The sequence below is a fragment of the Mesorhizobium sp. G2-6-1 genome (assembly GCF_055809095.1).
This window is the reverse complement of record NZ_CM147896.1, coordinates 1491586-1512872: the sequence shown is the minus strand read 5'-3', so window position 1 is coordinate 1512872 and position 21287 is coordinate 1491586. Positions and strand designations below refer to the sequence as shown.

16 protein-coding genes and 6 pseudogenes are annotated in these 21287 nt (G+C 56.8%); 14 read left to right on the top strand and 8 right to left on the bottom strand.

The annotated features are described in order from the left end of the window. Positions 1-106: 106 nt before the first annotated feature. The 5 genes from AC0L7S_RS07180 to AC0L7S_RS07160 form a co-directional block, all read right to left on the bottom strand. Positions 107-1108, bottom strand: a complete 1002-nt coding sequence (locus AC0L7S_RS07180) for an Ldh family oxidoreductase (protein ID WP_473473709.1) — start codon at positions 1106-1108, stop codon at positions 107-109. A gap of 472 nt (positions 1109-1580) precedes the next feature. Beyond that, positions 1581-2390 (bottom strand): ABC transporter permease, encoded by an 810-nt coding sequence (locus tag AC0L7S_RS07175; protein WP_473473708.1) that lies wholly within the window; start codon positions 2388-2390, stop codon positions 1581-1583. Next, positions 2390-3124, bottom strand: coding sequence for an ABC transporter permease (locus AC0L7S_RS07170; protein WP_473474211.1), 735 nt, complete (start codon positions 3122-3124; stop codon positions 2390-2392). Before AC0L7S_RS07170 ends, AC0L7S_RS07175 begins: the two co-directional genes overlap by 1 nt. Before the next feature lie 131 nt (positions 3125-3255). Then, positions 3256-4053, bottom strand: coding sequence for a transporter substrate-binding domain-containing protein (locus AC0L7S_RS07165; protein WP_473473707.1), 798 nt, complete (start codon positions 4051-4053; stop codon positions 3256-3258). Positions 4054-4110: 57 nt separating this feature from the next. Next, positions 4111-4926 (bottom strand): ABC transporter ATP-binding protein, encoded by an 816-nt coding sequence (locus tag AC0L7S_RS07160; RefSeq protein ID WP_473473706.1) that lies wholly within the window; start codon positions 4924-4926, stop codon positions 4111-4113. A 220-nt stretch (positions 4927-5146) separates the two neighbouring features. On the opposite strand from AC0L7S_RS07160, the gene AC0L7S_RS07155 reads away from it, so the two are divergent. The 6 genes from AC0L7S_RS07155 to AC0L7S_RS07130 all read left to right on the top strand — a co-directional run bounded on the left by AC0L7S_RS07155 (position 5147) and on the right by AC0L7S_RS07130 (position 11713). Continuing rightward, positions 5147-5995, top strand: a complete 849-nt coding sequence (locus AC0L7S_RS07155; RefSeq protein WP_473474210.1) for a dimethylarginine dimethylaminohydrolase family protein — start codon at positions 5147-5149, stop codon at positions 5993-5995. 52 nt (positions 5996-6047) lie between these two features. Beyond that, positions 6048-7622, top strand: coding sequence for a 5-guanidino-2-oxopentanoate decarboxylase (locus AC0L7S_RS07150; protein WP_473473705.1), 1575 nt, complete (start codon positions 6048-6050; stop codon positions 7620-7622). A gap of 69 nt (positions 7623-7691) precedes the next feature. Then, positions 7692-8399, top strand: a complete 708-nt coding sequence (locus tag AC0L7S_RS07145; RefSeq protein WP_473473704.1) for an SDR family NAD(P)-dependent oxidoreductase — start codon at positions 7692-7694, stop codon at positions 8397-8399. 193 nt (positions 8400-8592) lie between these two features. After that, positions 8593-10038 carry a cytochrome c family protein gene (locus tag AC0L7S_RS07140; protein WP_473473703.1) on the top strand — a complete coding sequence of 482 codons (1446 nt, stop codon included), beginning with the start codon at positions 8593-8595 and terminating at the stop codon, positions 10036-10038. Next, positions 10035-10706, top strand: a complete 672-nt coding sequence (locus AC0L7S_RS07135) for an FG-GAP repeat domain-containing protein (protein WP_473473702.1) — start codon at positions 10035-10037, stop codon at positions 10704-10706. Before AC0L7S_RS07140 ends, AC0L7S_RS07135 begins: the two co-directional genes overlap by 4 nt. Then, the gene (locus tag AC0L7S_RS07130) at positions 10649-11713 is read left to right on the top strand and encodes a CRTAC1 family protein (RefSeq protein ID WP_473473701.1); all 1065 of its coding nucleotides are present in this window, start codon (positions 10649-10651) and stop codon (positions 11711-11713) included. Before AC0L7S_RS07135 ends, AC0L7S_RS07130 begins: the two co-directional genes overlap by 58 nt. A gap of 84 nt (positions 11714-11797) precedes the next feature. Here the strand turns inward: AC0L7S_RS07130 and AC0L7S_RS07125 are convergent. Together AC0L7S_RS07125 and infC are read right to left on the bottom strand one after the other, a co-directional pair. After that, positions 11798-12438, bottom strand: a pseudogene (locus tag AC0L7S_RS07125) (methyltransferase family protein). A gap of 126 nt (positions 12439-12564) precedes the next feature. Beyond that, positions 12565-13101 carry a translation initiation factor IF-3 gene (gene infC, locus AC0L7S_RS07120; protein ID WP_473474209.1) on the bottom strand — a complete coding sequence of 179 codons (537 nt, stop codon included), beginning with the start codon at positions 13099-13101 and terminating at the stop codon, positions 12565-12567. 562 nt (positions 13102-13663) lie between these two features. On the opposite strand from infC, the gene AC0L7S_RS07115 reads away from it, so the two are divergent. From AC0L7S_RS07115 to AC0L7S_RS07100, 4 genes and pseudogenes are all read left to right on the top strand, one after another. After that, positions 13664-14434 (top strand): alpha/beta hydrolase, encoded by a 771-nt coding sequence (locus AC0L7S_RS07115; RefSeq protein ID WP_473473700.1) that lies wholly within the window; start codon positions 13664-13666, stop codon positions 14432-14434. A 7-nt stretch (positions 14435-14441) separates the two neighbouring features. Continuing rightward, a pseudogene (locus tag AC0L7S_RS07110) lies at positions 14442-15583 on the top strand (benzoate/H(+) symporter BenE family transporter). A gap of 116 nt (positions 15584-15699) precedes the next feature. Further along, positions 15700-16170 (top strand): DUF2852 domain-containing protein, encoded by a 471-nt coding sequence (locus tag AC0L7S_RS07105; protein WP_473473699.1) that lies wholly within the window; start codon positions 15700-15702, stop codon positions 16168-16170. Between the two features lie 115 nt (positions 16171-16285). Next, positions 16286-17043 (top strand): annotated as a pseudogene (locus AC0L7S_RS07100) (M48 family metallopeptidase). Positions 17044-17088: 45 nt separating this feature from the next. Here the strand turns inward: AC0L7S_RS07100 and AC0L7S_RS07095 are convergent. Next, positions 17089-17364: a hypothetical protein gene (locus AC0L7S_RS07095; protein WP_473473698.1), complete on the bottom strand. Its 276-nt coding sequence runs from the start codon at positions 17362-17364 to the stop codon at positions 17089-17091. Between the two features lie 45 nt (positions 17365-17409). Between AC0L7S_RS07095 and AC0L7S_RS07090 the strand changes: the two are divergent. The 4 genes and pseudogenes from AC0L7S_RS07090 (at position 17410) to accD (ending at position 21176) form a co-directional block, all read left to right on the top strand. Continuing rightward, positions 17410-18068: pseudogene (locus tag AC0L7S_RS07090) on the top strand (phosphoribosylanthranilate isomerase). An 87-nt stretch (positions 18069-18155) separates the two neighbouring features. Further along, a pseudogene (gene trpB / locus AC0L7S_RS07085) lies at positions 18156-19375 on the top strand (tryptophan synthase subunit beta). 76 nt (positions 19376-19451) lie between these two features. After that, positions 19452-20217, top strand: a pseudogene (gene trpA / locus AC0L7S_RS07080) (tryptophan synthase subunit alpha). A gap of 35 nt (positions 20218-20252) precedes the next feature. After that, entirely contained in the window at positions 20253-21176 is a 924-nt protein-coding gene (gene accD / locus AC0L7S_RS07075) for an acetyl-CoA carboxylase, carboxyltransferase subunit beta (RefSeq protein ID WP_473473697.1), read from the top strand. The last annotated feature ends 111 nt before the right edge of the window (positions 21177-21287 follow it).

Below are 21287 nucleotides of genomic sequence, written 5' to 3'. Positions count from 1 at the left end.
TTGACTGTGACCGCTTCATAATAGGTTTCGCGCAGAAGGCAAAGTGCGATCGGTGGTCGCTGGCGGCCTTCACATGGGAAATATCCGACCATGCCGTCTTTTGCCATCACGCAGAGTAGCGAGACGCAAATTCGGAGATACGTTCGATAATTATCTTTGAAACGCTGAGGCCGCGCGCTGTCGCCCGTTCAGCCGCTTCCGCTCGTGCGTAACCGGGGATATGCACGCCATAATGTCGACGCAACCGCTCGAGTTGTTTGCGCAGACGTTTCTCAAAATCAGGGGCGAGCAGATTCGGTGCGATAGCGGCGATAAACAACCCAGCTCCCGGGCTTCGTGTCCCTTCTAAAAAGGAGGGAGCATCAAGCGACCAGTTGGCGCCGGAAAGGCCCGCTGACAACACTTCTACCATCAAAGCAATATTGGCGCCTCTTTGTCCTCCGAATGCCAGCAGCGCACCCTTCATTGCTGCAGACGGATCAGTCGTGGCGTTTCCCGTGGTGTCAATGGCCCACCCAGTTGGGATTGTCTCGCCTGCTTCGGCAGCCTTGCGGATATTGACGAAAGCTGTCGCGCTGGAAGCCTGATCGATGACCAGCGAATGCCCATTCGCCGAGGGGGCCGCAAATGACAGTGGATTGGTGCAGTAGACGGGCTTGACCGAGCCTGAGCCAGCGAGCAGCGCCGGGCCATTTGCCGCAGCAATGGCAACAAGGCCCTGTGCTGCCAGCCTGCCGGTAAAATACCCAAGCGACCCGCATGTGAAGGCATTGTTCTGGGAAAAAATCGCCACGCCGAACAGCCGTGCAGCCTTGGCAAGGTCATTGATTGTCCGGTCGAAACCGGTATGTGCCGCACCGCCGCGCGCGTCAGACAGATAGACTGCAAGCGCCGGTCTGGTAATGACAGGTTCGGCCGTGCCGTCCATGCGTCCGCTATCCATGGCTTCCAGATAGTCGATGAAATGCGACAGACCGACGGACGCATAGCCCTCGGCTTCAGCAGCAACAGAAGCTTCGGACAATGAGCGGGCAACTTCTTCGCTGGCACCGACCCCAAGTGCGGCCATCCGACAAAGACCTGTCGCCTGTTCGAGACTGAGTTGCATGAGATTACCTTCAGTATTGCATCTTGCGGTTAAACTAGGGTCAGGACTCATTAATGTGATTGAAATGGCGGCTGAAACGGCAATGAGATGCAAGGAGAAGCGCGAAGAGCGGGGTCTACCCCCGGTCGAGCGGTTCGACGACGCAGGTCGCAGCCGTTTCGCCGTCCGCAAGGATATGGCAAATTTGCCCGCCTACAGCGTCGCAAGCCCTTGAAAACCGGGTGGTTTCCTGCGGGCTTTCTCCTCGTATCCGAACAAATTTGCTCATACCAGTCCAACCAGATTAATGGGTCCTGACCCTAGGTGGAAGCGGCCAGCGTTCAAATGACAAATAGCGCGACGCTTTGCCACTTCAGCTGGTGTAGGGCCTGTTGAGTATCACCGAACGGGCCCTAATGCGCCGACGGGCAACGCAAGACGCAATTGTTCGACCGATACCTTCGGACCATCCCAAGCCCGATATTCAACAATCCTAACCGATCTTGTTGGGAATCCTCACCTCGAACCATCGAAAAGCAAGCACGATGATGCCGGTGACCGCCATATAAACCGCGGCAAGCAGGAGCAGGGGTTCATACGTAATGAAAGTATCCTGCCGCACACGCGAGGCAACGGCGTAGATATCGACCATCGTGATTGTCGCAACCAGCGGGGTTGCCTTCAGCTGCAAGACAGTTTCCCCAGCCAGCGTCGGCAAGGCGCGCTGCAAGGCCTGCGGCAACCAGATACGCCTGAACGCTGTCCATCTGCGCATGCCGAAGGCTCGTGCGGTTTCAAGCTGGCCACGTGGCACTCCGGCAAACGCACCACGCATCACCTCGCCCTCATAGCCGGCAAAAGAGAGCGTCAGGGAAAGAACGCCATAGGGCCATGCCTGCCGAAGATATGGCCACAGAACCGAATCGCGAATCCACGGAATCTGAGGAAATAGCGAGCCTAACCCAAAGTAGAGCAGCCAAAGCTGCAACAAAAGCGGAGTACCGCGTATGACGGTGCAGAATGCTCTTGCCGGAACCGCAAGAACCGCAGGGCCCGCCGCCTGGGCAAGCCCCAGTGGAATGGCAAGCGCGATGCCAAGAATTGACGTAACCACCAGGAGCCAGATTGTGCGCCAGATGCCCTGAATGGCAAGAGGCATATAGGCTGGCAACCAGTCCCAACGCATGAAGAAGATGGCGGCCAGCACGCCAGCCAGCGCGATCAAGATCATCACGATGCGATGTGGTTGGAGCCAGCCTCTCGGTTTTGGAACGACACTCGCATTCACGCCAATATCTGCCATCAGCGCACCTCTTTCAGAGGCGGCATGCCGCGGCGCGCCCAGCGTTCGACCCGTGAAATGATGGCGTTGGAAAAGAGCGTCAACATCAGATAGAGCACGCCGGCAGCCAGGAAAAATGTGAAATACGCCTTGGTAGCTCCTGCCGCCAACCGCGTTGTCTGGGTCAGCTCGTTGAAGCCGACAATGGCCAGAAGGGCCGTATCCTTGGTGGCGATCAACCACAGATTAGCCAGACCCGGTATGGCAAAGGGGAGCATAGCCGGCAAAGTGATGCGCCGCATCAGCAAACGCGGCGACATGCCGTAGGCCCGCGCCGCTTCGATCTGACCTTGCGGAATTGCAAGGATTGCACCGCGTAGAACCTCGGTTGAATAGGCACCCTGCACGACGCCGAGAACGCCGATACCTGCGATCAATCCGTTGATATCAATGGGCGAATGGCCAAAGACGACCAGCAAGCGATTGATTAGATCCGTGCCGGCAAAATAGAGCATCAAAATGAGGACGAGTTCAGGAACGGCGCGCACCACCGTAGTATAAATACCAAACAGGTCGCGCACCACCGGGCCACCGTAAAGCTTGCCATAGGCTCCGCCAATGCCGATCAGCAAGCCAAGGCCGAATGCTCCAAGCGCAATCTCCACCGAACTCACCAAGCCCCGCAGCAGATTGCCGCCCCAGCCTGGGGGATTGTAGGACAGCAATTCTACCACACCGCTTGCTGCGGCTGGAATGAGTGCGTCTATCAGCTTAACCCCGATCTTACGGCGGTGTTGGCTCTTGAAGGAAATGGCCGCCGGTTCGTCGTCAACCATGCGCGGTGTCGCAACGGACACCGCGTATGGTTTGCGCATATTTATCTGGCTCAGTTTGACTGCGAGTCGTCACCGAAAATGTCGAAGTCGAAATACTTCTTGGTGATTTCGGCATATTTGCCATCGTCGCGGATTTCCTTGATGGCCGCGTTGAGCTTGTCCTTCAACTCCGTGTCACCCTGGCGAACGCCAGCGCCGACACCTGGGCCAAGCACTTCCAGATCAGGAGCGACATAGCCCTTGAGATCACAGCAAGCCTTACCCTGATCCGATTTCAGAAAAGCGTCCAGTGCAATCGAGTCGGCTTGCGTGGCATCGATACGGCCCGCGACGAGATCCTGATTGGCTTCGTCCTGCGTCTGGTATTCCTTGATCTCGGCTACGCTATCCGCAAAGTGCTTCTTGGCGTAGGCGGCATGAACCGTGGAGACCTGAACGCCGAGAATTTTGCCCTTGAGGCCTTCCGGCGTCGCATCGAATGTCTCGCCCTTGGCTCCGATCACGGCGGTTGGCGTGTTGTAGTATTTGTCGGAGAAGTCAATTTCCTTCTTGCGCTCCGCCGTAATCGACATGGAATTCATGATGGCGTCGATCTTCTTGGTTTTCAGCGCCGGGATCAGGCCATCCCAAGGGATCGGCGTCAGCTCGCATTCAAGCTTGGCCGCATCGCAGATAGCCTGGGAAATTTCGACTTCCCAGCCAGCCCACTTGCCGGATGCATCCTGAGTGTAAAAAGGCGGATAAGCTTCTGGTGAAAAGCCGACCTTGATCTGCTCGGCGCTCGCAGAATATGCGCCCGCCATCGATATGACTGCTGCGGCGACGGCCGCCTTGAAAAATGTTCTCATGTTCGCTTCTCCCTGATGTTTTTCGTTACATGTAGACTGTTTTCCTGTTCGCCCGGATCACCCTACATTTTGCAGAAACTGCTTCAAGCGGTCGGATTTGGGTGCACCAAACAGTTCGGATGGCGGGCCTTCCTCCTCAACGAGGCCGTTGTAAAGATAGACAACATGGGAGGCGACCTCACGAGCAAACTTCATCTCGTGGGTAACCAGCACCATGGTGCGCCCTTCCTGAGCCAGATCGCCAATCACCTTGAGGACTTCGCCGACCAGTTCGGGATCGAGCGCAGACGTCGGTTCGTCAAACAGCATGACTTGTGGCTGGATCGCCAGTGCGCGCGCTATGGCTGCGCGCTGCTGTTGCCCGCCGGACAGAAAGGCTGGGTAGACGTCGCGTTTCTCCGCCAGGCCGACGCGCGCCAGCAATCGCTCGGCCTCGACAATCGCATCTGCGCGCTTGATGCCAAGCACATGGATTGGAACCTCTATGACATTCTCGATCAGCGTCATGTGGCTCCAAAGATTGAAACTCTGGAACACCATACCAAGTCGCGAACGAATGCGTTCAATCTGCCTGCGGTCAGCGGGATGGGTATTGCCGTGGTTGTCCGATTTGAGACGAATCTCCTCGCCATTGACACGGATGATGCCGCTGGTTGGGTTCTCCAGGCAGTTGATACAGCGCAACAATGTCGATTTGCCGGAACCACTGCCGCCAATTATGGCAATGACATCGCCGTCCCGCGCCGACAGCGATACGCCTTTCAGCACATGCAATTCACCAAATTTCTTGTGAAGGTTCTCGACATGAATGGCTTCGGCGGCACCATCTTGTGTCGTCTTGTCGTTTGCCAATGAAACGTTTTCAGTATTCATTGCCTTGCTACCCCGCAAGGCAACTGATCTTGTAGGTGTCGGAGAATACTACCCATTACCCATCACTGTGCGACTATCCCTTACTCAAGATGGACCGTTCTTGCCACCGCCGTCAACCCGCGTGATTGTGAGCCATTGATCTCGGCTTGATCCGGTGGTTATTGGACGAAACAAAATCTCCCGGGAGAGAAATTTGAGCAGATCATACGGTTCGCAATCCATGGCCGCGCCGCTTAAACTGGTGCTGATGCGCTCGGCCTCCAGTGCCATGCGCCACGCGCAAGCTCAACAATGGCACTACGGACCTGGCTTCGATGCGGGCAAAGCCGCAACCCAGCATGACGCTCTTGCCGCGCTCATCTCTGCGTCAGGCGCGCAGATCGAATGGCTGACCGATGCTGACGACGGCCTTGCCGATTCGGTCTTTACTCACGACCCCTCGCTGGTGAGCGACCATGGCGCAATTCTGCTTTCAATGGGCAAGGCGTTGCGCGAACCCGAACCGAAGCTGCATGAAATTGCTTATGAGCGCATGGGTGTCCCGATATTGGGACGTATCGAGGCACCGGGAACGGTGGAAGGTGGTGATTGTGTGTGGGTTGATGCCGATACTCTTGCCGTTGGGCGTGGTGTGCGCACCAATCAACAAGGCATTGAACAGCTTACTAACATGCTGTCGCCGAAGGGAATTTCGGTTCACGGCTTCGACCTGCCACTTTGGCACGGTGAAGATGCCTGCCTGCATCTGATGTCCGTCATCAGCCCTCTCGCTGATGATCTGGCGCTGGTTCATGCACCACTGCTGCCTGCACCGTTTTATCAGATGTTGAAAGCGCGGGGCATCAGGCTGGTCGAAGGTGATGCTGGCGAGTTCGCCGCATCGAACGGCCTCAATCTCAATGTCTTGCCAACTTCGCCGCGCCAGGTCATCGCCATTTCCGGCTTTCCCAAGACCATTGCGGCGATGGAAGCCGCGGGCTGTACGGTCTCGGCATTCGAGGCGGACGCACTTTGCGTCGCTTGCGAAGGCGGGCCGACTTGCCTGACACGACCGGTGTTGCGGGGTTGACGGCGTGTCGCCGACCCCGAGACTCCTGCTTTTGAACAAAAGGTAGGTTTGCATGACCACAATTGGCGAGGCTTTGATCGGCCTGCTCGAGGCGCATCATGTCGACACCGTTTTCGGCATACCGGGCGTGCATACGGTTGAACTCTACCGGGGTTTGGCGCGCTCAAAAATTCGCCATGTAACCCCGCGCCACGAGCAAGGTGCGGGTTTTATGGCCGATGGCTATGCGCGTATCAGCGGGAAACCCGGCGTGGCTTTTGTCATCACCGGGCCAGGCCTGACCAACACGATAACGGCAATGGCACAGGCGCGCGCCGATTCAGTGCCGATGCTGGTGATCTCGGGCGTCAATGCCATGCCGACGCTGGGGCGCGGCCTTGGATATCTTCACGAGCTTCCCGATCAACACGCCATGATGGAAACTGTGGCGCTGTTTTCAGAGCGCATCACGCAAGCCGAGCAGTTGCCGCGCGTCCTCGCTCGCGCATTCTCATTGTTCTCTTCATCGCGGCGCGGCCCGGTCCATATCGAAATTCCAACCGATGTCATGGTCAAGCCGGCCGGGAGTATGGCACCATCACCCGCAACCAAAAGTGCGCCGACACCCGACGTGACTGCGATCACGAAAGCGGCGATGCTTATCACTGAAGCGCGGCGTCCGCTCATTCTTGTCGGCGGTGGCGCGAAAGCTGCTGCCCGTCCGCTCGCACGGCTTGCCGAACTTATCTCCGCCCCCGTTGTCCAAACCACCAATGCGCGCGGCCTCATGCACGGCCATGAGTTGGGCGTGCCGGCGAGCCCCAGCCTGAATGCAGTGCGTGAACTGATTGCCGTTTCAGACCTGGTTGTTGCCGCCGGCACGGAATTTGGGCCGACTGATTTCGACATGTATGGAAACGGTGGGTTTGCGATGCCGCATAACCTCATTCGCATCGATATTGATGCCGCCCAGCTTGAGCGGCGTGCTGCGACGATTTCCATACGCGCTGATTGCGCAACTGCGCTCGAATCGCTGGTGCGCGAGCTTGGCGATTGCCGTGGAGCAGATGGTGTGGCGCGCGCTGGCGCGGCAAGACAAGCTGCTTTGGCCGAAATCGGACCTGCGATGCAGGCACAGATAAATGTCGTGGAAACGATCCGCGACACTTTGCCCGGCTCAATTATCGTTGGAGATTCTACACAGCCCATCTATGCAGCCAATCTCTACTATGATCACGACCGGGCAGGCGGCTGGCTAAATGCTGCCACGGGATTCGGGGCATTGGGATACGGCCCGCCCGCCGCAATCGGTGCCGCACTGGCTGAACCTGATACGCCTGTTGTGTGCCTGACGGGCGACGGCGGCTTTCAGTTCACGCTGCCAGAGATCGCAGCCGCAATTGATATTGGTGCTGCAGTCATCTTTGTCATCTGGAACAATCGAGGATATCGCGAGATTGAAACCTCGATGCTTGACGTCGGCGTCGAGCCTGTCGGCGTGTCGCCGGCACCGCCAGATTTTGGCAAATTGGCCGATGCCTATGGGTTAGCCTCGGAGACAATCGACGATATCGGCGCTCTTGCCGAGGCGCTTAAATGCGCGCGAAATACGAAACAACCTTACCTGATCGAGATTTTGGTTGAGTGAGCGCGCGAAAGGCGCGACGCTTTGCCAGCAACTATTTAAGCTTGACCTCAACAGCGAGATTCATTGACGATGACAGGTACACTTACCGGAAAGCAGATAGTCGTGACCGGCGGAACCGGCGCGCTCGGCAGCGCAGTGGTTGCCAAATTACTCGATGCCGGTGCGATTTGCCACGTTCCAAACAGCCATGCCGCTGCCCCGCCACACTTTCCGTTCGCGCAAGACAGTCGCGTCCTGCTTACGAATAATGTCTATCTCGCCGATGCGGACACCGTTGACGCTTACTATGCAACCATCCCTGATCTCTGGGCGTCAATCCATCTTGCCGGCGGCTTTGGCATGGCGCCTGTCGAAAAAACGGAAGCAGCTGCATTTGCCGAAATGATGGACACCAATGTCCACACAGCCTTTCTTTGCTGCCGCGCTGCTGTTCGCTCGATGCTGACATCGGAAACGGCGGGACGTATCGTCAATGTCTCGGCTCGACCCGGCCTCGACCCGCGATACGGGGCCGGCAAGGTTGCCTATACGGCCAGCAAGGCCGCCGTTGCGGCAATGACTGTGGCGCTTGCCGAAGAACTGAAAGGCAAGGGCATTCTGGTCAATGCTATTGCCCCTTCAACACTCGACACACCGGCGAATCGAACCAGCATGCCGAAGGCCGATTTCACCAGATGGGTGAGCCTGGAGGCCGCTGCCGAAGCTGTCGCCTACCTCGTTTCTCCAGCAAATCAAGCGGTCAGCGGTACATTGGTACCGCTCTATGGAAGCGCTTAAATCACGATGATAGTATAAAGCACGGCGCGGGTAGAAGCGTCGAGGAGACAGGCCAGACCGGGGAATAATCGGTCGTTTGCCGCTTCCATTTTCAAACCGCATTGTGTTTTGCACAAATATCCCAAAAGCTGCACAAATTCGTCGAGGCACAAGTCTGGACGACAAACGCCCACCACTGCGGGAGCCGTATCTGATGCGCAACAATACAGGGATATTTCTGCGTTTCGCACTTGTTGCGGCGTGTATCAGCATCAGCCAGGTGGGTGAAGGGCAGGCCAATCCCTGGTCGGAGCGCGTCATCGACAAGCATGTAGATCAGGCGCAAATCAAGGGCGTGCTTGATCTGACCGAGTTGAACGCGTTGCGCCAGCAGGGCGAGCATCTGTTTACCGGACAATTTACCGAGGCAGATGGTGTCGGCCGGCCCTTCGCCACCCAGGCGATCATTCCGACCAAGCGCAAGCATCCGCCGGAAAACCCCTTTAGCCGCACGCATGGTATGGAGGCAAATTCCTGTTTTGCATGCCACAATGAACCCGTAGCTGGCGGGGCGGGAGATTTCGTCACCAATGTGTTTGTGTCCGAAGGCTTTGAAAGCGCCGAGTTCGACAGTCTCGATCCGCAATTTTCCAACGAGCGCGGCACCAATCACATTTTCGGTGCCGGTCTTATTGAACTTCTGGCGCGAGAGATGACCGCCGATCTTAAGGCTATCCGCAAGCAGGCGATCGCCACGGCACATCTGACGGGAAAGCCGGTGACCGCGCCATTGATCAGCAAGGGGATCGATTATGGCAAGATTACCGCTGCAGCCGACGGGGTCGTTGATCTCGATGGCGTGCAAGGCGTCGATGACGATCTGGTCGTTCGCCCATTCAGCCAGAAAGGTGTGATGACATCATTGCGTCAATTCACCATCAACGCACTGAACCAGCATCACGGCATGCAACCGGAAGAGCGCTTTGGCGTCCGCTGGACCGGCACCCGCGATCATGACGGTGATGGTCATGAAGACGAGATTCTTGAGGGCGACGTGTCTGCTTTGGTTGCCTGGCAGGCGACGCTGCCGGTTCCAACCGTGATGAAGCCCGCCGACCGCGCATGGCAGGTGGCGGCAGACAAGGGCAGCCACAGCTTTGCCGCCATCGGTTGTGAGGCCTGCCACAAGCCGTCATTGCCATTGAAGTCGCTGAAGTTTGAAGACCCCGGACCATCGGATATGGCCGGCACATTGCGTGACGATGATGTGGCGGAACCGGCCATATACGATATTGGGCTTTATGATTGGGCAAAAGCCTTGCCCCGAAATGACAAGGGGGAGGTCATGGTTCCGCTGTTCGGCGATCTCAAACGCCACACGATTGCCGACCAGCAGGTGGCGACGCTTGGTAACGAGTTGCTGGCGCAACGCTTTGTCGAACGCAATGTTTTCCTGACTGCCCGTCTATGGGGCGTGGGCTCCACCGGCCCCTACGGGCATCGTAACGACCTGACCTCGCTTGACGCCGTTATTCGCGCTCACGGCGGTGAGGGTCGCGCGGCACGCGACGCCTATATCGCCTTGCCCGACGAGGAACGCAGCAACATCATCGCATTTTTGAAAACACTGGTCATCAACCCCGATAAGGTGACGCAATGAGCCGGGTTTCATTTATTACGGCTATCTGGCTTACCTGCCTTGGAGCATTTGCCGTTGCGAACGCCAGTGCCAACGAGGCGGTGCCGAAAAAGCCGATCAACGATATTCCCAAAATGCATGAGGAGGCGCTCGCCGCCGGTATTGACCACTCCTATACCGGTCCCTGGGAGTTCTTTGTCGGTGGTGGCGGTGCCTCGCTTGACTGCAATGGCGACCGGTTGCCGGATGTGTTCCTTGCGGGCGGCAAAGGCGCTTCGACGCTCTATGTCAATGAAAGCCGCCCAGGCGGTAAATTGCACTTCGTCCAGACAGCTATCGACATCAGCGAGAAAGACCTGACAAATGTTCTTGGCGCCTATGCACTCGATATAGACAATGACGGCCACCGCGATCTGGTGCTGTTGCGCCTTGGCGAGAATATCATCTTGCGCGGCGCGCCGGATTGCAAGTTCTCCAAGGCAAACAAGCTCTTCACGCTGGATGGCGGGCGCGCATGGACAACGTCATTCGCCGCGACGTGGGAACAGGGCAACACATTTCCGACGCTGGCCTTCGGCAATTACGTTGACCGCGCGGCCCCGGTTCGCCTTGGGGTACATGTGAGGACAATGTGCTTGCCCGCCCGCAATCTGACGACAAACCCGACTACACCAACCCTTCGGCGTTGAAGCCCGGCTATTGCGCACTATCGATGCTGTTCACGGACTGGAACCGCTCTGGAACACCATCGCTCAGAATTACCAATGACCGGCAATATTATCGCGGCGGCGAAGAGCAATTATGGAAGATAGACCCCGGTAAGCCGGCAAAGATCTACGGCAAAGCAGATGGTTGGCAACATCTGTCGATATGGGGAATGGGCATTGCCGAAGGCGACATCGACGGTGACGGCATCCCCGAATATGCGCTAACGTCGATGGGCGATACCAAACTTCAGAAACTCGACAACGAAGAAGGCGAGGACCGGCCCGTTTACTCAGATATCGCCTATGACAAGGGTGCTACGGCCTATCGACCCTATACGGGCGGAGATCTAAAACCTTCGACCGGTTGGCATTCAGAGTTTGCCGACTTCAACAATGACGGATTGCTCGACCTTTACATCGCCAAAGGAAATGTAGAGCAAATGCCCGATTTCGCGTCTAACGACCCCGACAATCTGCTGCTTGGCCAGTGGGACGGAACTTTTGCCGAGGGCGGCGACGTTGCGGGCATCGCCTTGCCGACCAAGGGGCGCGGCGCAATCGTCGAGGATTTCAACATGGACGGGATGCTTGATCTTCTGGTCATCAACCGAAGCCAGAAGGCAAGTCTGTTTCGCAATCTGGGTGCGATGGCCAATGGACAGGTTACGGATAGCCGACCCCGGCCAATGGGGAATTTTGTCGAGATAGAACTTCAACAGAAAGGCGCGAACCCAAATGCCGTCGGTGCGCTGATCTATGTGAAGTCGGGAACCAAGACCTATGTTCGCAGCGTCCAGGTCGGCGGCGGACAGGCATCGGGCCACTCCGGTTTCATTCATGTCGGCGTCGGCACGGCCGAGCGTGCCGAAATTCGGGTAAAATGGCCGGATGGAGACTGGAGCGCGCCCTATCGGGTTTTCGCCAACAATTTTGTCATCATCGGCCGCAGTGCCGATGATGCAAAATACTGGTATCCAGCGAATATGTAGAGCCTCTCGACTTAACAAATCGCGTAAACGCTCAGGATTTTCTGCTTGGCGCGAGGGACCAAAGGTCGTGTGTGCGCAGGTGCGTTACGGCAATCTGAACAACACAGGCAATATGCCTGATGTCTGCGCCCCGTCGATCAATTCGAATACAGGAAGAGCGACGAGAAAAACCAAGCCGTCGAGCAAGGTGTTGAGCAAGAGGCGCGGCCGGAAGCTACCGGTATCGCCCTCCGCATAAAGCGAAAGTTTTGGGATGAAGCGCGGGACGCGCGCGGCATAGGCCCTGAAAGGGGGCCGAGTATTTCGTTGAGGAACCGCTCTTCGCGCAAAATGACGATATGAAATGCAAGCGCGCACAACAGGGCGAAGCCAATTGTGGCAGTGAAAGACCCCATTTGCGCGCCGACGCCGGCAGCCGCCAGCGTCGAGAATACATAAAGCGGGTTTCGCGTGATCGAATAAGGGCCGCCGGTGACAATTTCTTCCGATTTTCGTCCGCCAATATAGAGCGTTGACCACAAGCGCCCGATGATACCCAGAAATATCATCAGTATGCCCACCATCTCGATGGTCTCATGAACCATCGATGTCGGCGCGAATGTCGATTGCCCGAACAGAAGCAAAGCAAACATCACGATGATGAGTGCTGCCAACATCATGCGGCGCATGTGCTGGTAGTTGCTCAAATTGGGCTTAGCCTGCTGGGTCACGGTCTCAACATCCATGAATAACCTCTATCATCGCGCAATATCTCACTTTGGCGTCGATCGAACATCACGTTTATCCACACCAAAGTACCCTACCAGAAGGAGGAACATCTGATCGGTTTTGACTGACTGGTCCGGATGGCGCTAGCGGGGAGCCAGCACCATCATCATCTGCCGGCCTTCGAGTTTAGGTTCGGCCTCTACCTTGGCGATCAGAGCCACTTCCTCGCGCACTTTGTTAAGGAGCTTCATACCCAGCTCCATATGCGCCATTTCACGGCCACGGAACCGAAGCGTCAGCTTCACCTTGTCGCCCTCTTCAAAGAAGCGGTGCACGGCGCGCATTTTGACTTCATAGTCATGGCTGTCGATATTCGGCCGCATCTTGATCTCTTTGATCTCAACGACTTTCTGGTTTTTGCGTGCCTCGGCAGCCTTTTTCTGGCTGGCATATTTCAATTTGCCGAGATCAAGAATTTTTGCGACAGGCGGGTTAGCGTTCGGAGAAATCTCAACGAGATCGAGCCCTGCCTCTTCGGCGAGCAGCAATGCGTCGTTAATGGAAACTTCGCCGCGGTTTTCGCCTTCGGCATCAATGAGCTGGACTCGTGGGACACGAATGTCAGTGTTTGCGCGTGGGCCTTCCTTGACGGGGGCGGTCGCTTTGAATGGTCTGCGAATGGTCGTGATCTCCTCGATCTATTGATAGACAGGGTTGTGGGTTCATCTACGTGGCGCGCAATGTGGGGAAGGCGCGACGCGAGTCAATAGCATAGCACATGCAGAAAATCACCCTAGTGGAACGAATTTGACATTTGCGCCCTACTTCCATCAGCCTCTCGTTCAAATGCCAAATTCAAAAGTTCCACGAGAGTCAATAAGTTGCTAGTGGTTTCTTTGATTCAGACATTTGCTCGGGCGTGTCCACGAGGCGGATGCAAATGTCGGAATTGAACCACTAGTGACCGGAATCCGAAAATCGCCTCATTGTTCGAGGGACGCTGTACGACTTTCAAATTCCAAAACCACACTGGCAAATCTATGATTCCAATGTGGTTTTGGGGTTTGAAGTTCGTATCAGTGTCGTCGAAATCAAATGAAGCGAACTTCAAGACCGCCACGCCAAGCCAATCAACACTCTTTGCGCTGAGCCAATTGAAGGTTGATTGCGGGACTGTTCGACCTGTCACGCTTATGCGACAAGACGCACTTCGCAAGAAATCAGGTCTGTGGGAACCCAATCATGAGCATCGCAAAGCCAGATTTCCTTGATGTCGATGGGGTTTCGATAGCTTACCGTGCCACAACAGGTGCAACGCCGGGGGTCATGTGGCTGGGCGGTTACAAATCCGATATGCTTGGCACCAAGGCCGAGACATTGGCGGCGTGGGCGAACGGGCAACAGCATGCCTTCCTGCGCCATGACTACTCCGGTCACGGTGAATCGGGCGGTGATTTTGCCGACGGCACCATCTCGTCATGGTTGAGCCAGAGCCTCGCCGTTTTCGAAAATTTCACGCAAGGCCGGCAGATCCTTGTCGGCTCGTCCATGGGCGCTTGGATTGCACTGCGCATGGCGCAGGAATTGAACAGGGCGAATGCCGGGCGCGTCGCCGGGCTCGTATTGCTGGCACCGGCCCCTGATTTCACAGCCGAACTCATTGAGCCGGAACTGACCAATGCGCAAAAGCAATCGCTTGAACAACGCGGATTTTTTGAGGAACCATCCGACTATTCCGATGAACCTTACATCTATACGCGCGCGCTGATCGAGGATGGCCGTCGCAATCTGGTGATGACGAAAGCCCTGACGACGCACTGCCCTGTGCATATCCTGCAAGGCCGCTCGGATGAGGACGTACCGGTAAGCCATGCCTTGAAACTTGCGAATTTCTTGAGCGTCGATGACGTGACATTGTCGCTTATTCCAGATGGCGATCACCGTCTATCGCGGCCGCAAGACCTCGATCTGATGCTGCATGCCGTCGCTACCATGACTGAACGGGCACGGTAGAGTGAATATGCGCCTCTCGATCCCCATTTCCGCTTTCGTTGCCGCAATCGTCGGCTTCGGCGGCACGCTCGCCATTATCATCGCGGCAGCCGCTGCGGTCGGCGCCACGCAGTTGCAGACGGCAAGCTGGGTTACAGCCATTTGCCTGGCCATGGCAGTTGAGACAGGATGGCTCTCCTGGCGCACGAAAATGCCGGTAATTACGGCGTGGTCGACACCCGGCGCCGCTTTAATCGCGGCCAGTTCCGGCTTCTCGATGAATGAAGCAGTGGGTGCGTTTCTTGTCACCGGTCTGCTATTGGTTGCCACCGCGCTTTTCAAGCCGCTAATGCGTCTTATCGCCAGAATACCGGCCTCTGTCGCTTCGGGAATGCTGGCTGGCATTGTCGTGACGTTTGCCATCGGCGCGGTGAAGACTATTCCCATCGATCCGTGGCTGATCGTGCCGCTGATCGCGGCATTTTTCGTGTTGCGGCTGGTCAATCCGGCCATGTCGGTTCTTGCCGTGCTTATCGGCGGCGGTATTGCCGCATTTGCGACCGGGCGGGTCGGCGGTTTGCCCGCGCCCGAGCTTTCGACCCTTACCCTGATCACGCCCGAATTCACACTGAGCGCCATTGCCGGTCTTGCGGTGCCGCTTTACCTCGTCACCATGGCTTCGCAAAACCTTTCCGGTCTGGCTGTGTTGCGCGCTTCCGGTTACGAGCCAGAACCGGCCCCATTGATCGGTGTGACCGGCCTTTTTCTGTACTGAGCGCGCCATTCGGTGCTTCTACGACTAATTTGGCAGCAATATCGGCGGCCATCTGTACCGGGGCCGACGTTCATCCAGATCCAACTGAGCGTTGGAAAACCGGGCCGTTTTATGCGCTGGCCTATCTCATTTTCGCGATATTCGGCGCGTCTTTGGTGGCAATTTTTGCCGTATTGCCACAAAGCCTCATTGTACTGGTTGCCGGGTTGGCATTGATGGGACCGCTGGCCAATGCGCTGACCATTGCGCTGAAAGACGAGGCGGAGCGGATGGCTGCGACAGTTACATTTGCCGTGACCGCTTCGGCGCTTACCGTGTTCGGAATAGGTTCTGCATTCTGGGGCCTGATCGGCGGTCTACTTGTTCTCGCTTTGGATCGCTTCAAAAAAACATAGCTATTACAAAAGTTTGTCCGGTTTCGGGCGGGCTTGTCTTGAATCGCCGTTTTTCTGTTCCCATTTCGAAGTGACGCAGCACGTTTGGCTGCCACCAACGGAAGGAACAGGAGACAATGAACACTTCTGCATTGATCCGCCCGGCCTGGACACCGGCGACCATCGCAATGATGGTTATCGGCTTCATGGTATTCTGGCCACTCGGCCTTGCCATGCTCGCCTATATCATCTGGGGCGACCGGCTCGACGGTTTCAAGCGTGACATGAACCGTGCAACAGACGGCATTTTCGCTGGCTGCCGCCGTGGTTCCGACAGGGCAGCGCGCTGGGGCCATAGTGCCGCTCGTACTGGCAATGTCGCCTTCGACGACTGGCGCGAAAAGGAACTTGAGCGCCTTGCCGAAGAGCGCAGGAAACTCGATGAGATGCTGACCGAATTTGACGATTATGCGCGTGAATTGCGCCGCGCCAAGGATCAGGACGAGTTCGATCGCTTCATGGCAAATCGCAACAAGGCGACGGCTCCGACGAAAACCGGCTCGAAATCGCGTCCGGGAAAGTCAACGGACAATTTGCTTGACGATTGAGCATCAAGATTCAAAGCCCGATCGGGTATTGAGCTGAAATTCCAACGGCGTCGCAAAAGCGGCGCCGTTGCTTTATTGACCTTCCGATAAACGGCGAATCGCGTATCGTTCGAGCATGTCTTTCGGCTTTCTGCGCAACGTTACAAAATCAACCGTGCCCCCTGTTACGGTGCGAGAGCATTCGGTCGCCGGGCGCACATTGCCTTTGCGCATTGTTGAAAACGACCGGACACGTCGCCTGACGCTGAGAATCGACGCTGGCGGGCAGGGTCTGCGTATCACCGTGCCACCGGGATTGCGCCGGGGTGAGGTTGAAAAGTTTCTCGACCGTCATCAGGGTTGGTTGGAACAGCGTCTTGCCAAGGTGCCGGATCGCCCGCAGGTGCGCCCCGGCATAAAACTTCCTCTGCGTGGCGTGGCGCATCTGATCGTGCATGAGCCGGGTCGGCGTGGCACCGTTTCGATCAGCACCGACGAAAATGGCCCGACGCTTGTCGTCCACGGTGAACGGGTGCATTTGCCACGCCGTGTCGCTGACTTTCTGAAACGCGAGGCCAAGCGTGAGATCGGAGCGCTGGTAGCAACACACACGGCAAATCTTGGAAAACAGGCGAAGGCGATCCGTTTTCGCGATACATCGAGCCGATGGGGCTCTTGTACGTCACAAGGCAATCTTTCTTTTTCCTGGCGCATCATGATGGCACCGCGTCCAGTCATCAATTATCTCGTTGCGCATGAGGTGGCGCATCTGAAAGAGATGAATCATGGCCCCAAATTCTGGAAGTTATGCGAGGAGCTGTGCCCGGACACCGAGCGTTGCAAGGCGTGGCTGAAAAAAATGGCAGCGCGCTTCAGGCAATCAGGTTCGAATAGAACGATTGCATTTTGACGCGCGAACGCAGCGCGCCAAAATGCAATTCAGTCGTCATTGGCGGCATTGAGCTCTTCCGGGCGCAACCCTTCATCCGGGTGGCGCGGCCATGGCAGGAAATCCGCATCGAAAGTACCGCCGGCAAAATAAGCCAGCGCGCGCTGCGCCTCGGTGCCGCTAAGGTTCGCCTTTTCCATGATATGAGCAATGACGGCGTGCGCCTGCGCCATCTTTTCCTTGTACTGGGCAACCGTTTCAGCTTCCATGCGTAGCTCCATCTTCATTGTCAGTGAAACGTAGCGGCTTGCCTGCCAGGGCAACAAGCGCTTTTCCTCGACTTCGCCGCTTTTTCATGGCAATCCCCCGTCATGGCACTCGACATCAAGATTTGTGGGTTGAAGACCGACGACGCACTGGCCGGCGCACTGGCCGGCGGTGCCAGCCATGTGGGCTTCATCTTTTTTCCAAAAGCCCGCGCAACGTCGAACCGGCGCAGGCTGGGCAGCTACGGCAGGCGGCCAATGGTCGAGCAAAGGCTGTTGCCGTTACCGTCGATGCAGACGACGATTTTATTGACCAGATCGTTACTGCGATGGCCCCTGACATGCTGCAACTTCACGGCCAGGAAAGCCCGGCCAGGGTTGCGGAACTGAAAGCTCGCTACGGGCTGCCCGCAATCAAGGCATTTTCCGTGCACGATAGCGGGGATATTGATGCTGTTGCGCCTTATCGCGGCATTGCCGACCGCTTCTTATTCGATGCCAAGCCACCGAAAGATTCCGAACTTCCCGGAGGCAACGGCGTATCTTTCGACTGGACGATCCTTGCCGGACTTGACGCTGACCTCGATTACATGCTTTCGGGCGGGCTCAATGCGGCCAATATCCGTGACGCCTTGAAGCTTGCGAATCCACCCGGCATCGACATATCGTCAGGTGTGGAAAGCGCGCCAGGCGTCAAGGATGCCGCATTGATCGGCGAATTCTTTGCAGCCGTTGCAGCAGCCCGTGAAAATCGTGCCGCCTGACGGATCAGTCAATGGCATGTTCAGGCAATGCGGAAATCGGTTTTCCGGCCCGGAACATGCGTCAGATGGAAAGACAGGAGATCGGCAATGAACACGCCGGCGATGCCAAATTCCTTCCGAACCGGCCCTGATGAACAGGGGATGTTCGGCATTTTCGGTGGCCGTTTCGTTGCCGAAACGTTGATGCCGCTCATTCTTGAACTCGAAAAAAACTGGAACGAGGTCAAGGACGATCCAGAGTTCAAGGCCGAATTGCAAAATCTGTCCACGCACTATGCCGGGCGGCCATCCAAGCTTTATTTCGCGGAAGGTCTTACCCGCCATCTCGGAGGTGCCAAGGTCTACTTCAAACGCGAAGACCTCAATCACACCGGGTCGCATAAGATCAACAACTGCCTTGGCCAGATCCTGCTTGCCAAACGCATGGGCAAGAAACGCATCATTGCCGAGACCGGCGCTGGCCAGCACGGCGTCGCTTCGGCAACAGTTGCGGCCCGCTTCGGCTTTCCATGCGTCGTTTATATGGGGGCCACCGACGTTGCCCGCCAAAGCCCCAATGTCTTTCGCATGAAACTGCTCGGCGCGGAGGTGCGCCCGGTATCGGCGGGGCACGGAACGTTGAAGGACGCAATGAATGAAGCGCTTCGCGATTGGGTCACCAATGTCGAAGATACCTATTATCTGATAGGCACGGCTGCCGGACCGCATCCTTATCCCGAACTGGTGCGCGACTTCCAATCGGTCATCGGTAGCGAGGCGCGCGCCCAGATCCTTGAACAGGAAGGCAGGTTGCCCGATACCATCATCGCCGCCGTAGGCGGTGGTTCCAACGCTATCGGCATGTTCCATCCATTCCTTGACGATGGGCAGGTGCGCATCATCGGTATCGAAGCGGGGGGCGTGGCCTTGAAGGCGTCGAGCATTGTGCTTCGATGAGCGCTGGCAAGCCGGGCGTTTTGCACGGCAACCGGACTTATTTGTTGCAAAACGACGACGGCCAGATTCTCGATGGCCACTCGATCTCTGCGGGCCTTGACTACCCAGGTGTCGGTCCCGAGCATTCATGGCTGCGCGACAGCGGGCGCGTCGAATATGTGCCGATCCTCGATGACGAGGCACTGGAAGCCTTCCAGCTGACGACACGGGTAGAAGGCATCATCCCGGCGCTGGAATCGGCGCATGCCATTGCCCATGCGATCAAGATCGTACCGGGCATGGCCAAGGACCAGATCGTCATTGTCAATCTGTCAGGTCGTGGAGACAAGGACGTCCACACCGTCGCCTCGATGATGGGTATGGAGATTTGAGATGACCGTCACCCGCATCGACCGCCGTATGGCGAAACTGAAAGCAGATGGCCGCCCCGGGCTCGTTACCTATTTCATGGGTGGTGACCCCGACTATGACACCTCGCTGTCGATCATGAGGGCTTTGGCGCGATCAGGCGCCGATGTCATCGAGCTTGGCATGCCGTTTTCCGATCCGATGGCCGATGGCCCGGCAATCCAGGCGGCTGGCCTGCGCGCCTTGAAGGGGGGCAGACACTCGCAAAAACATTGGAAATGGCCGCCGATTTCCGCAAGACCGACAATGATACGCCAATCGTGCTGATGGGTTACTACAACCCGATCTATATTTACGGCGTTGATCGCTTCCTGACTGATGCAAAGGCCTCGGGAATCGATGGCTTGATCGTTGTCGATCTCCCCCGGAAATGGATGAGGAATTGTGCATTCCTGCACTGAAAGCTGGAATCAATTTCATTCGTCTTGCCACGCCGACCACGGACGACAAGCGCCTGCCCAAAGTTTTGCAGAACACATCGGGCTTCGTCTACTATGTGTCGATGACCGGGATTACAGGTTCGGCTCTGGCTGACACCGGCAAGGTTGCAGAGGCGGTAAAGCGCATCAAGGGACACACGGATTTGCCCGTTTGTGTGGGCTTTGGCGTCAAGACGGCGGAGCAGGCGCGCACCATCGGCGCTTCGGCCGATGGTGTGGTGGTGGGAACAGCCATCGTCAACGCGGTTGCCGATGTGCTGGGAGCCGACGGGGAACGGACCGTGGACCCTGCTGAGGCCGTTGCCACCCTTGTCAGAGGGCTCGCATCGGGTGTGCAGGCCGCGCGCCTTGCTGCCGCCGAATAAAATCTCTACCTCTTCGAGAGTTTAGGAACCGAGCAATGAACTGGATCACCAACTACGTCCGCCCGAGAATCAATTCGATGCTTGGCCGGCGCGAAATGCCTGAGAACCTCTGGATCAAGGATCCCGAGACCGGCGAAATGGTGTTTCATAAGGATCTCGAAGGCAACCAGTTCGTTATTCCCGCTTCCGGCTATCACATGAAAATTTCAGCCAAGGAGCGGCTGAAGTTTTTCTTCGACGACGGTCAATATGATGTTCTTGAGAATCCGAAGGTTGTTCTGGATCCGCTAAAATTCCGCGACGAGAAACGCTATACGGACCGGTTGAAGGATGCCAAGGCAAAGACCGGGCTGGAGGATGCTATCGTCAGTGGATTGGGCGCTATAGACGGCCTGCCCATTGTGGCGACAGTGCAGGATTTCGCCTTTATGGGTGGGTCGCTGGGCATGGCTGCCGGCGAGGCGATCATCAATGCATTCAATACGGCGTTGCAACGCAAACGGCCAATGATCCTGTTTGCCGCCTCCGGTGGCGCACGCATGCAGGAAGGTATCCTGTCACTGATGCAATTGCCGCGCACCACTGTTGCGGTCGATCGGCTGAAGGAGGCGGGACTGCCCTATATCGTGGTGCTGACCAACCCGACCACAGGCGGCGTTACAGCATCTTATGCCATGCTGGGAGACGTTCATATAGCCGAGCCCGGCGCGCTGATCGGTTTTGCCGGCCCTCGCGTCATCGAGCAGACAATCCGCGAAAAACTTCCTGAAGGCTTTCAGCGCGCTGAATATCTGATGGAACATGGCATGGTCGATATGGTCGTGTCGCGGCTGGAAATGAAGAAAACGGTGGCCAATCTGCTCAAGATATTGCTGAAGATGCCGGATATCCCGGCGACCGAAGAATTGCAGGTTGAAAAACCCTCGCAGAAAGCGGCAGAATCTCAGGCAGGCACCTAAACCGCAAATCTATGTAGAATAAATACTTTAGCCCAGCGTCAAACCAGCCAAGCCGCTCGCCGGTGGAGGCAAGGATGCCCTCCAATCGCTTCGTTATAGGGAGCCAATTGG